Origin of the sequence: Empedobacter sp. UBA7620, assembly GCF_002484185.1 — a bacterium.
Classification (GTDB): domain Bacteria; phylum Bacteroidota; class Bacteroidia; order Flavobacteriales; family Weeksellaceae; genus Empedobacter; species Empedobacter falsenii_C.
In genome coordinates this window covers 10,294-24,194 of the sequence record NZ_DLJI01000016.1, presented here as the reverse complement: position 1 = coordinate 24,194, position 13,901 = coordinate 10,294, and the positions used below count along the sequence as shown (strand labels likewise).

9 protein-coding genes are annotated in these 13,901 nt (G+C 27.7%); all 9 read right to left on the bottom strand.

Annotated elements, in window-relative coordinates:
- Positions 1–283: 283 nt before the first annotated feature.
- A complete protein-coding gene (gene cas2, locus B2217_RS02645) occupies positions 284–622 on the bottom strand; it encodes a CRISPR-associated endonuclease Cas2 (protein WP_019976220.1) in 339 nt (112 codons plus the stop codon).
- Positions 619–1,509, bottom strand: a complete 891-nt coding sequence (gene cas1 / locus B2217_RS02640) for a type II CRISPR-associated endonuclease Cas1 (RefSeq protein WP_180906565.1) — start codon at positions 1,507–1,509, stop codon at positions 619–621. The genes cas2 and cas1 overlap by 4 nt, the downstream gene beginning before the upstream one ends.
- A 1-nt stretch (position 1,510) precedes the next feature.
- Positions 1,511–5,620, bottom strand: a complete 4,110-nt coding sequence (cas9, locus tag B2217_RS02635; protein WP_280046350.1) for a type II CRISPR RNA-guided endonuclease Cas9 — start codon at positions 5,618–5,620, stop codon at positions 1,511–1,513.
- Between the two features lie 441 nt (positions 5,621–6,061).
- The gene (locus B2217_RS02630; protein ID WP_280046349.1) at positions 6,062–7,045 is read right to left on the bottom strand and encodes a hypothetical protein; all 984 of its coding nucleotides are present in this window, start codon (positions 7,043–7,045) and stop codon (positions 6,062–6,064) included.
- A 269-nt stretch (positions 7,046–7,314) separates the two neighbouring features.
- A complete protein-coding gene (locus tag B2217_RS02625; protein WP_280046347.1) occupies positions 7,315–9,132 on the bottom strand; it encodes a metallophosphoesterase in 1,818 nt (605 codons plus the stop codon).
- Positions 9,125–10,222, bottom strand: coding sequence for a hypothetical protein (locus B2217_RS02620; RefSeq protein ID WP_280046346.1), 1,098 nt, complete (start codon positions 10,220–10,222; stop codon positions 9,125–9,127). The genes B2217_RS02625 and B2217_RS02620 overlap by 8 nt, the downstream gene beginning before the upstream one ends.
- Before the next feature lie 5 nt (positions 10,223–10,227).
- Positions 10,228–11,460, bottom strand: a complete 1,233-nt coding sequence (locus B2217_RS02615; RefSeq protein WP_280046345.1) for a hypothetical protein — start codon at positions 11,458–11,460, stop codon at positions 10,228–10,230.
- 405 nt (positions 11,461–11,865) lie between these two features.
- Positions 11,866–12,336, bottom strand: coding sequence for a GNAT family N-acetyltransferase (locus tag B2217_RS02610; protein WP_280046344.1), 471 nt, complete (start codon positions 12,334–12,336; stop codon positions 11,866–11,868).
- Positions 12,337–12,367: 31 nt separating this feature from the next.
- Entirely contained in the window at positions 12,368–12,862 is a 495-nt protein-coding gene (locus B2217_RS02605; RefSeq protein WP_280046343.1) for a hypothetical protein, read from the bottom strand.
- Positions 12,863–13,901 lie beyond the last annotated feature (1,039 nt).

Sequence of the window (13,901 nt, the reverse complement as noted above, 5' to 3'; positions counted from 1 at the left end):
TTTATCAAAGTATTTACAACCGAAAAAGCCTCAACACCCCATCCGAGTACGTTGTGAATTGATTTCAAATCTTGGTATATTTATCAAAGTATTTACAACCCTAGTTCAATTTTAATATCTTTTAATGTAGTTGTGAATTGATTTCAAATCTTGGTATATTTATCAAAGTATTTACAACCTCATTTAACAAACCATTATCATAAAGGGTTTGAGAAGAAATTTAGAAATGAGAAAAAAAGTAAAATCCGATAGAAGTTGAGTTTTCTATCGGATTTTTTTATTCCTAAAATAATTCTAATTGTTGTGGACCTGTTGGTAAATCGGTTTCTTTTTTGGAGAAAAATATTTCCATTTGTCCAAATTGTTTATCTGTAATACAAATAATTCCTACTTTCCCAAATTCAGGTAATTTAGATTTGGTTCGTTTTATATGTACCTCAGCATTTTCTCTACTTGGACAATGTCTCAAATAAATAGAAAACTGAAACATAGTAAATCCATCGTCAATCAACTCTTTTCTAAAGCGAGTTGCCTGACTTCTTTGCTTTTTTGTTTCTGTTGGCAAATCAAACAAAACTAAAACCCACATAATACGATAAGCATTATAACGACTAAAACTCATGTCATTTCAGGAAAACGAATCACACGCTGCTCCCCTGTCATACACTTATACAAAGAACTTGTTGTAGAGCTTATCGCTACCAACAAAGGTCTTTTCAAACCATCTATTTTCACATCTTTTGTTGCTATTTGTAATAAATGTGCTTTAGCATCTTTACTCATTTCAGTCGGTCGAAAAGGCTTATTCATCCATTCTAATACCAATTCATCAACATAAGGTCGATATGGTTCCATTATATCATCAGCCAAGCAATACGGATTGTATTTATTACGATGAAAAATACCAATGGTAGGATTTAATCCAGAACTCACTAAAGCTCTTGCAACCATACTTCGAAGAATAGCATATCCAAAATTCAGAAAATTATTAGGAGCATCACCATCTCGTTCTCTCGTAAAATTGTCAAATAATTGTTTCCAATAATATTGCGCAGCAATTCCTTCCATATTCGTAGAGTCTCCCGATTTTACATTCGTTAAATAATTCTGCATTGGCTCCTCTACAAAACCAAACTTACTTAACAATGCTTTCTGTTGATAAATTTTAGCTTCAATCGTTTGTTTCCACAACTGTTTGCGCAATGGTTCCGAAACATTAATCTGATGTTTCAATCGCTCACTATGCTCTACATGTCCATTCATTGGCAACATCAATCCCAAAGGCATATGACTATCGTCGCAACTAATAATTGCCACATTATTTTGTTGTAATGTCACTATAAGTTGATGACTAATGGTTATTTGATAATGATCCAATACCAAAAAACCCAAATCTTCAATAGGTACAGAGCCTTTGATTTCTTTGGTTATCACATCTTCTATTTTTAATTGATTGTCTTTCAATTTCAAATAAGATGGATTGCCAATGTAAATGGTACGTTTTAGCATATTATTTAAATTTTAATGAGCCATCCATTTTCATTTCAAAATCAACTCCGTCAATTGCAAAATTCCATTCACCTTGTCTAATTCTTAAAAAGATACTTGGATTCTCAAAGTTAAAAGATGCCCCTTCCTTATTTTCTTTCTTTAAATCAGTGTCTATTCCTGCTGCCATATGATTTCTAAACTTCATACGACCATCACTTTCAAATTGATATACTTTATATAAACGTTTTGTTAAATCAGAATTATCTAATTCTTTTAGTTCTTCAATACTATCTTTATAAAACAATACTTTTTGCCCAGAACGTAAAACAGCATAAAGCGGTATTTCTTTTGATTTTTTTCCTTTTCCTATTGATTTTGTATTGTATTCTGGTTCTAAAAAATAAGAACGATCGTTCTTAAATTTTAATTGAGCAACATCAGAAATACTTAATATCTCCATTGCTTTTCCATCTTCGTTTTTATAAAATAAACAAAGTGCGTTTTCTCCACTTTTTGCTAATGTTGTTTTTTTATAATCGAATTTTGAAGTAAAAGCATGCGTATGCACTTTCAATGCTGTATTATATTTCATTAAACCTTTACAGCGTATTCTTCTTATTTTATTTACTTTGTTTCCTTGCTTATCAAACATCCAAACACCTTTTGTTAAAGCTTCTTTAAATCCGACAGCATCTTCCACTTGCATTTTTATCATTTCAAAAAGAGCTTTATCGACTATTACCTTTTCAACTTCTTCAAGCGTTTTAAATCCTGGAGAATCTGCATTTTGTTTATAAACTAAATCTTTTCGAATAACCAAAATTGGCTCTTCAGTAAGTTTCATTTTACCATTATCATCAAACAAAATTTTATTTTCTTCGTTTCTTAATGGTAATTTTATTGCTCCATACAAAGATTCATCATGTAATTGCCCCCTTATAGTATCTCCTTGAGCAATTCGTTTTTTATCAAGTGATTTATCTTCCCAAACGATTTTTCCTTTTTTGCGTACCACTTTATAAGTTGGAACAGTAGTTCTATTTTCAACTATATTGTTAATTAATATAACATTCTCGATTTCTTTAATATAACTTGGGGAGAAATCTTTCCAATCTTTAGGTTGTTCGTGATAAATTTTACCCGTATGATTGTCTTTTTCTTCGTTATAAAGTTTAAGAATTCTTTCGCGATCAAATGCTGATGGTATTAATGTCAAAATACTTGCATCACCAGCGTGATGACTATGAGTTGAACGATTTTTTTTATCACTTAATAATTTTACATTATATACTTCTTTAAAAACATTTACAACACTTGCTTTTTCTACTGACACTCTTTTAAATAAGGTTTTTAAATATGGCAGAGCATATTTTGTAATAATTTGAGTATCTCGCAACTGGCTATTTTTCCAACCTGACTTATATTCTTCCAAAATAAATGTATTGTATTTGTAACTCCAATAATCTAAATCCATTTTTATGAAATGATAACGCTGAATACAATTATCCTTTATTTCCTTAGTAGATGCATACGAAGCTTTATTTTTCCATTCTTTATATAAATCTTCCAAATGCTCTATCTTTTCTTTCATAAACTGGATATTATTCAAAATATCTACATGATTATAAAGTTGTGACGGATATTGTTTCTTTTTTATATTTCTATTAAATTCCGTATCAGTTAAAGTCAAATTTCGTAACTCATTATCAAAACTTATACTTGCAGGAATAGTATGCTCTAAATCGTATTTATTTCCATCTAAAACATCACAAAGTTTAATCAATTTACCTGTGTAAAGACAAGTTTTATTTTGTTCTTCCCATAATCTTATTTTACGAAGAAGCGTTTTATCACTTGGATTAAAAGTGGTGTTGCATTCTTTATTTATTTCAATAATAGTTTCACTGAACTTTAGATTTTCCTTTTCTCGCTCGTTATTCCATTTTTCAATAGCTTTTCTTCTATTGGCATCGTTAAGTTCTCTTGCTATCTCAATCACAATTCGAGTGTCCTCATCTATTTTACCTTCTTGCAAAAGGAAATTGATAAGCTGCTTCATTTTGTGCATTGTTTTTAGAGCCATTGGGTTTTTTAATCCTTTGGTAACAGGTTCTGGACTACCTAATAACTTTAAACTTCTTCCTTGAAATTCAGCATCTTTATTATTTTTAATAAAATTCTCTCTATCAATTTGTTTAATATAAACAGGTTTACCATTTAGCGTAAAATAATCATATTCTTCGGCTTGGGTATAATTTTCTTGTTCTGATGGATGCCATAAAAATTTCTTCTTATCCTCTGGTATGTCATATTTTTCAGCAATTACATTGAAAATTTGATCATGAATTCTCTCATTCTCCATGAATAAATTAGTCTTTGACAGGACTGATTTTCTCAAAAACTCTTTGTAATATTTGGCTACATAATCATAAGATGCTGTTTTTTCATCATCAGATAATAAAAGCCAAGTTTTCTCTCCAAATATTTCAATTAGTTTAGCATTAATATTTTTCTTTTCAGAATCGTCTAAATCTCTGTCATTTTCAATTGAATAACGATATTTACTGTTTAACTCATCTAAAACCAAACTATTGACAACTGTATTTAACAATCTTGTTTGTTCGTTACTTTTTTCAACTTCTCTAAATTCCTCAATGAAATAATCGATCATCTTATCAGAAATAGTTTCCATTCCCAAAACTTTATAAAGATTTGCCAAGAAAACGGCATAATGATAAGGAATACCTTTTCGCAAAAAAGGAAGTATTTTCTTAATTGCAGACAAACTCATTGTTGCATAACCTTGATTTAGTTTGATTTTAGAAAACTTCTCAGCTTTCTCATCATCAAGATTTAATTTGTTCAAAGCAAAATCTTTTAAATTTTCTTGGCTATCAAAAGTTTTAAGAACGTGCCAAATTTCATCATAATTAAAAGATGAATTCTGTTTTTTAGATGGCTGACTATCTCTTTCATTAATATTATCCCAATGCAAAAGCTCTTTCCAATTATCTCCAAAAATATCTTGAAACGACTTTAATAGCTTAGCAGAAATTACTTTTGTTTTTTCTTTAAACTTTGAATCTATTTTACCGCCGTCTTTTTTAAGTTGATTAAGAATAGTTTTTAGTTCAAAATCATTTGATGACTTAAAAAATAAAGGATAAATTTTTTCTTGAATATAAGTCTGTTTATCAACTCCAATAGGAGGAATAATTTTTAAATTATTGATAAAAGCCCATGTTCTATACTCCTCGTACAATGGATGGCTTACCTGTACACGTTTTTTGTTTTTTTCATAAATACAATAACCAACTAAGCCTTTTTGCGTACGAAGAGGTCGTTGCCATATAATGGCTTTCCATAGTTTTTGATAATCCTCATCATTAATATCATATAGCTGACATAAAAGCTTTAATTCTGCTTCATAATCCTTTCTAAGATTGTATCGTTGTCTAATTCTTTCACCTGTTTCTTTTTGATAATAATATAAAGCAGCTCCTAACGTTTTATGATTTTCGATAAATTCGGCAATATCATCTCTTCCTTTAGTACCATTTTTATCACTACCTTGCAACATCGTCTTTGCTTCTTCTTCATCTCTTCCTTTAAAACCACGTCTTTGTACAAGTTGATAGAAAATTCTTCCAAGTAAATATGGATTAGTTTTATAAACAGAATGAAAATTAGGATCAACAGCTAAAGCTCTAAAAGCAAATAAACTATCATGTTTATTTTTTCCTATCAAATGAAAATCAGGTTTCCCATCGCCGTCAAAATCAAATCGTAACCAATTTAAAAATAAATCATTTTGTGGATATTTACGTTTTGTTCCCTTTTTATAATTTTTCCATTTATTAAGCTCTTCATGTGAAAGTGGGCACATATTATTTTCAATTAAAAAATATAATAAATCCCATTTCCTATACTTTTCAGCTCGATAATTATTTCTTTTTCCTCTACTCTCTGTTCTTTTTTTAACTTTAGGAAATTCATTTCCTTTTTCAGAAGCAACTCCTTTTTCAAAAGTAAGAACCCCAAAATCTATGATTTGATTATTTATAACTTCTGTATCTCTAATGGACCAGCCAAGGCTATTCGTACCAGCGTCAATTCCTAATATTCTCATAGTAATTTATATTTCTTGGTTTTTGATATCTCAAAATTTTTTATTTTATTCTTAATTATATTGTAATTTAATAAAAATCCTTATATTTGACTTTGAAATCAATTCACAATAAGGCTTTAAGCCGAAGTAAAAACTTATATCCTGCGTACTCCGTGGGATTTTTATTTAACTCCTAATTACATCAAATATAAATAGTAAAGTATAAGATTAATTACGGAAAACCGTAAATTGATTTAAATTTTTTATCTTAATTATTTATAATGAAAGATATTTTTAGAAAATTTTCGCCTCGACTATCTTCGGTTTTTTTTTATTTTTCTTATTTTGTAAACACAAAAAAACCTCCTTAAAATTTCTTCTAAAGAGGTTAATATTTATACTATTTTGTGTTTTTGTATCTAAAATTGGAGTTGTGCAACGGTTACTGCTGTTGTGCGTTCGTTATTTTAGTCGTTCAATATTTGTTAAATATTTTTTACAAAGCCTTCTTTCTCTTGTATCAAAAAGAGCTCTTTTTACAGTATAAGTTCCACCAAGTCCGATACCTAATGCACCTAATATTTCTTTAGAGTATTCAGCAGATAAAGCTTGAGGATTATTTATTAGCATATATGTTGCAAAAGGGATTGAAGCAAGTCCAATTCCCATAAGTACAATTTCTCTAGTTAATTCAGAATAGATATCATTAAAACTATTAACAAACTGTCTTTCAGTGATTCCATTTCCAATTGAATCTTCAAGAAGATTAATTTGATTATTGAAAGCTTTAATTCTTTCTCTATTTCTATTTCTAAATTCAATTAATGTATCAAGGCTAATTTCTGAAATATTTGCAGGCACAAGTAAACTTATTATTCCTTTCATAAACTTATTTCTATTTATAGTACCTGGATTATGAACTCTTGAAAAATTTGAATAGTTGTCGAATTCAACGTTATCGGTTATAATAGACCCATTTCTTTCGTATGAAATTTCTTGCGCTAGATGAGTCATAAATAGAAAAGCTAACTCTTTCGGTAAAATCAATCCTTCATCATTTCTACGTCCAATATTTTCTCTTTCACAAAACTCTCCAAATTGATATGAAAATTTTTCTGAATAAATTTGATACGTCCAATTTTGTTCATTCCTCCAACTTCTTTCGATATTTATTTGATTCATTAACGGTCCTCTTTCATATGGATTTTTTAAGAACCTTATAGCTTCTTCAATTGATTTAATTGAAGCACGTTCTCCTTGAAGATATTTAGGTGAATACATTTCAACCAAATCGGTTTCATTTAATAATTTTCTATAATCTTCGGAAATTAAATGCTGTCTACCATATGGAACAATACTTTCAAATTTCTCTAAATAAAGAATTGAAAATTTCAACCATTCGGTATTTGGCGGTTCTAAATTTGGATAGTATATGAATTTTTTCATAGTTCTGTTTTATAATGACGCACGATATCATTTTCTACGAAATAAAATATAGAAAAGTTTCGTGCAAAATCCACTATATCTTAATATCGTAAATGTAACTTAAATATACAACAACTATTTAACAACAAATTACGGTTTCACATAAGTATAAAAAAACCTCCCTAAAAATTTAGCGAGGTTGTATGTATATTTATTCTTTTTGTCTTCAATCGTTTTTCAATACATCTCATGCCCTCCATGCAAGACGAAAGCTTAGTTATTAGGTGCAGTTATGATTTTTCAGTATAGAATTTATGTATACAATGTAAATTATCGTTCATAATGAAACATTTTTCTTTGAAGTCATCTCCATAAGGACATTTTTCGATTCTAAGTTTTTTAATAGTATAGAATTCTATATTATTGACCTCTTCGTCATCAATTTTTTCAGCTTCTTCTAACTTATTATAATTTAGTATATCAACGTTAATATCTTCAATATGACCTGTGTAAAACAAGGAAACCACTATGATTTTTTCCACATTTTCAAAAAACTTTTTTTCTCTTGTTTCTTTACCAACTAATTTTCTAATTGTTCTGCCATCGTTAACAACATCTGTAATTAATATAACTTGCTTAAATTTACTATCAGAATTTTCAAAATTTAATTTATTCTCGAAATCATTATGGTCTTCCCATCTATATGAGTATGGAAGATATGTATAGGGAATAGGATATTTAATGGATGCCTTACTTGAAATGATATTACCTTCGTATCCTAAACCAATAATTAAATCAGTATTTTCGATTAAATTCATTTTCTCTAAAATGTCTATAATTGAATTTTTAATAAAGTATAAATCTTCTTTATCCTCTAGAAGTTTTGCTGTGTCAATCCAATTATGAGCTCTTGAAGTTGCACTCCAATGAAAGTGTCCTTGATGGAATAATTTTTTTTCTTTAATTATATCATAAAGTTTATTTTCAATATCTATATTTTCATATTTGATAATTGTAGAACTTACATGATTTTCTACTAATGTGGTATCAATATCTTTATCTTCAATTTCTGGTAGTTGTTCTAAATGGTTTTCTAATATTGGTAACTCTAATTTTCTAAATTCAAATATTTCCTTTTCTAAACCTGTTAAATCTTGAACATCTATCTTTGTCCAATTACCAAAATTTGATTCTGTATTACCTTTAACTTTATGTAATGTATAAATATTATTCTTTAAATATAAGCTATTTTCAGATTTATTGATTTCGTAAATTTTGAAGGAAGCCTGAACGGAAGATATACTACTAAAAGGACCGCTGTCACTTACTGTAATGCTATTTCTGTGGGCAAGAATTTTGGAATTATGAGTATGTTCATTGCCATTTAAAATACATTTAATATTATATCTTTCGAATATTGTAATCAAAGCCTTCTTATTCTCCATTTCCCATTGACCAGAAGTTTTATCTTCATGCTCACCTTCCAAATTATGATGTAAACATAAGACTAATTCTTCATTAGGATAAGTTACTCTGATTGCTTTTAGTTCTTCCTCCAGCTTATCGATTGGCAAAAAACCATGACCTCCATTTTGATTTACAATATAGTTTGAATTTACTGCTAGTAAAATAATATCTTCAATCTTTAAAAAATCAATAATTAAATAGTCATTGTTGAAATCATCATTTTTAACATTTTTGTAAAACTCACTAAAATTTTTAAGTTTAATTTGATTTATAACTTCTGTAGAGACTTCAACTTCTGCTCCTCGTAACTCATTTTTTATTGAATCTCTATGTACATCGTGATCGCCAGGAATTAGTAATAAATTATTTGAATCTATATTTAATTCTGATAAAATATGCTTAATAAGTCTTTCTGCTTCTTTAAATTCTAGTCTTTCAGCGATATTTGTTATATCGCCGGTTATTATCAAATATTTATTTTTACTTTGTATTGAATTTATTTTGTCAATAAATTGATTTACATAACTTAAATTCTGATCATTAGGCTCATAAGTTAAGTATGTATCTGTGTTAGCAGGTCCAAATTTTTTACTTTGATCCGAAATATGTAAATCTGAAATATGTATAATTATATCATTCATTATTTTCTTTTTTATTCTTTAAATTAGTTGATATAAAATAACCTAAATCTTCATTGTTAGTACTATCAATTGCAAATACAGCAATTGTAGCATCTTTTCTTTTAATATCTTTCTTTTTTAAAGTTTCTGTTTTAATTAGCGAAACATTTCCTAGATATTTCCCTCCTAAAAACTCAATAATATTTTTCACAATTTTAACCTCTGTTCCTAAGCATACTAAATCAGAAACAACGATATAATTCCTGTTTTCTATTATATTTTTATTTAAAGAATTATAAATTCGATTTATAGGTCCAATTTTATCTAAAACCAAAATATCTAACTTTAGTAGATTAGATAATATAGATGTTATATATGAACTATTTAAACTCTGACAAACTAATATTGGAGCATTGTAATTACTATTGTTTTCTACATCGTAAAATGGAATAGGACCGTTTTCTCTCCATTCTTTCAATATTTTCAAAGCCAACTTATAAATACTATATATACAAAATGATTTTTGTTCAGAAATAAACATTTTAATATTTATGTATGATTCTAAATATACAAAAGATGAAGTATGAGGCTCTTGATGTTTTATACTGTAAATCTTCAATTTTTCTATAAAATCTTTATTGAAAATGGCTTCAATATTAAAATCATCAGGTATGAAATTGCAATTACCATCTTCAACAAGATAATATCTGAAATACCCATTTTTTTTTCTTGGTTTTAATGTGCCTTTATCATAAAATGTTAAATATGTACAAAGATTGTTTATATTACTTATGTTATTATAACCAAATGAATGAATTAATTCATCCGTAACATTTAATAAAACAATTTGAAACCCGTTACTTTTTAACTTTGTAAAATATTGACTTAAGTTGTCTTGCGAACCTTCTATATTATGAAGGTCAAATGCAATACTTTTAATAGTTTGATCTGATTTTAAAATATCATCACAAATTCTATCTAGTGTAATAGATTGCAATCTATCACAAAATACACCACTATTGTTTTCTTCTATAAAATTTGATGTTAAAACTTCTTCACTATGTAAATCATAATAAATGAAGTTTTCTGCATTTAGTTTTGATATTATCATAGTAATTAGTTTGGTATTTCAACTTCAATATGTACCCCTTTAAATCTAACATTATAAAATCTAATGGAAGAAAATTTAGTTTCTTCAGAGTAATATTTAATTGTTGCGTTTATAATTTTTTCAAATTGTTTTGAAATTAAGTTCTTTTTATCAATTATTGCTTGCTGGTAATCATTTAGTGAAATTTTCTCTAACTCAAACAATTTATGTGATTCTAGAATTTCATCTCTTAATTCATTTAGAGAAGTTATATATTTAAAAATTCTGTTAGAGATTATTATTTGACAATTATTGGTATGAAGTCTAAAATAACCATTACTATGTAAGACAACATTTAACATCAAATCAAATAGTCCCTTTCTTTCTTTAAGAGAAGAATAAAACAATATTTCAAAAATTTCTAACAGATTTTCAATAAAGTATTTATTTATAGAAGTAGGAAATTGCAGATTAGTGTTACTTTCAAATTCATTCTTTTTATAATAAAATGGTAAATTTTGTTTAGAATTCAATGAGTTCTTAAAGCCGATTCCATTGTCTGAAATAGAAAATTTAGTTTGATATTTATCCACAAACATCATCGCATATGTTGTAGATTGTGAATGAATTACTCCGTTCGTTATTAATTCTGAAAGTATATTAATATATTCATTATGATTATTTGTAGTATTGTTATTGTCATATAAAAGTTCACCGAAGTGTGTTTGAACATTATATGAAATTATAGAATTCACGTGATCTCGAAGTTGAATTTCGTTTTCAAAATCAAAATCTATATTAGAAAAATCTTTCTTTTTATACGATTTAATTATGTGTTCTTTACGAATTTCATTTCCTTGAAATGCTCCTAGATAATTTTCATTATAATAAAGAATTTTGTTCTCTCTTGAGATTTTAAAAAAACCTGCTCTAAATAAAAATCCTAAAACCTTTATAGTTGCATGATTATTATTTAAATATAGTTCTAATGATTTTTTGTGAAATTTACTTAATTGTTCTATTATACTTAATAATAAAGGAGTTGATATTGGATCAATCCGATATATTGCACTAAAAATTTCTGTATCACCTTTCTGAAATAATAAGAATTTAATATCTTCCGACTTATTGTTCTTATAATATTCAGCTAATTTTGGAAGAAATTCTGTGTAAAAAATTAATGGTGTAAAATTTCTTCCATCATCTAAAATTGGAATCATACTATTTAAAGTGTGTTTGTTAATAATTGCACCTAACATTGCTTTTTACGAAACTATTATAACATTTATTTCGTAAAAATCTTCTGTACCTCGTATAAATAACAAATATATAAATTAATCTAATTTATAACCATTATTGTATAAATAAATAAATGGTTCTATATAGAACCATTTGTTTATAATAATCTGATGTATTTACATATAATAAAAAACTCTGGAGTTAATTAAACCTTAATAAATTAACTCCAGAGTACTATTACTAACTTTAACCATGCCTACTGGTTAATCTTACTAATTTAGATACTTTATTTTAAACTAAACGTTTTTAATTACTTAATGTCTTTTACTTTTTTACAAACTCCTCATAAGTATCAGATTTTTTATTTTTCCAATTCGTAGGTTCTACTACATCATAAAGACTTAGGCAAAACAGACAAATAAATTTTAGTTATTATATTGTAACTCTATTTCATGTAGTATAGGTATATTGTCATATCCATATTTTGGAATCGACGGTTTTAACTTTCTGGATTTTTCAATTGCATTAAAATGAAATTCAGAAATATTAAAATTCTTCTTTTGATAAAATTTTAATGCATTTAAGTTGTCATTAGTAGTAATTAGCCATAACCTTTTTAAGAAATTCTGTTTATAATAATTAATCGCTTCATTAATCAATAAAGAACCTATGCCAATGTTTTCTTCAAAACTATCAAGGGATACAATTTCCATTTCATCCTCTTTGATATAAAATGTCAAGAGCCCTTTAATTTCATTTTCTTTCATATAAACAAAGGATTCTAAATTATCTACATAATGAATTTGAGATTTTGAAATCATAAAATCAGTGTTCCACTTTTCAATAAAAATATTTTTGACTTGATTTTTTAATTCGTTATTCGTTCTTACGACCATAATTTTGTAACTTATATAAACTAATAATAGTTTATTTCATACTTTTTTTATAAATAGCCTTTCTACCAGTTGTTTCTTCTGAACTGACCAAATCATCGTTTTTTAAATTTCTCATTACACCAGCGATAGCAACAGAAGTTATATCTTTTGGTACTAATTTCAACCGAATCAACTCCTCTTTTATTTCAGCAACAGTTTTACCTTTATTAAGAAAATTAGTATTTACTATGTGCTCCCTAATTTTTGATGTCAATTTTAAAGATTCTAATCTATCTTTAGGTAATTCATTTAGAGGTTTAAGAGGAATTTTAAAGTCTAATAATGTTTCTAATGGGTACTGAACGGCTTTTGCATATTCAATATATAAATCAATATCTTTTGCAATTCCTTTTTCAACTTTTAAAACTGAACTTTTCGAAATTTCAGTCATAAGAATAATGTCATCAATTGATAAAAAAAGTTTCAAACGATGAGATCTTAACTTAGCTCCTATTTGCTCTCTATATTTAGAACCACTACTATTCATTAATGTCTACAGGTTTTTAATTAGAAAATAATTTGCATTTAATTAAAAAAGTATTATATTTGTTATAGCGAATTGATAATTAGTCTATAAAGACAAATTACTTACGATGGGTTCTCGGCTCAAAACGACCAATTTTACCTCGAGACTGTCGTGGAATCGCTCCATGTCTAAAAAGTTTTGTACTTTCGTATATGGCATGGGCGGTTTTCACGTATGCTTTAGAGGTAACTTTTAAACTTTCGAGTTTTTAAGATGGGTTTGGTCGCCCTTGAGTCTAAAGTGTGAAGCCGCCTTGCTTTTTTTGCAAGTATATCTTCATACTCGAGAAACATCGTTCCATAAAACCAAAAACACATGAGAACGAAACAATTTCCATTCATCCGTAAAAAACCACCAGATAAAGTCTGTTGGCTTATTACTTCTTTTTAAAGAACAAACCTCCGTTTTTATAACATTTTTAAAACACGGATCGTAAAGCAAAGGGGTGTCCTTTCTTTACACGCTCTCTATCAGAGCCTCGGTAAGGAGACTTTGACAGCATTCGTTTTATATTTTTTATTCGCACAATAAAAGTAGAACGTTTAATATCATTTTCCAAATTTATTGGGGTTCTGCTACCTATTATTTAGATCTTAGACGTGAGATTTTAGTATTGAGAGGATTGTATTATCTATTTGAGGTTAAAAACGGGATTCTTCGACGGGCTCAGAATGACAGAATAATAGAGAAACAAACTGTTAAAAAGTGTTAAATTCCTGTATCGGTGTATATCGAAAATGACACTTTTCTGTATCGGTTGTGTATCCGCGCTGTATCCATTCTGTATCCATTGTATATGCGTTCCGTATGGTTTGTTCGGTGTTCGTGTATCGATGTTGACTTGTAAAATGTACAAATTAGATGTGAGATTTTAGTATTGAGATTTGAGAATTGTAGGATCTAAAATGTAGTATGTATTTGAAAAAGGATTAAAAAAAATGTCATATGATTTGTAGGCGAGTGTCAAAAAGTTGATCGCCATGGTTAAAATGTTTTACTG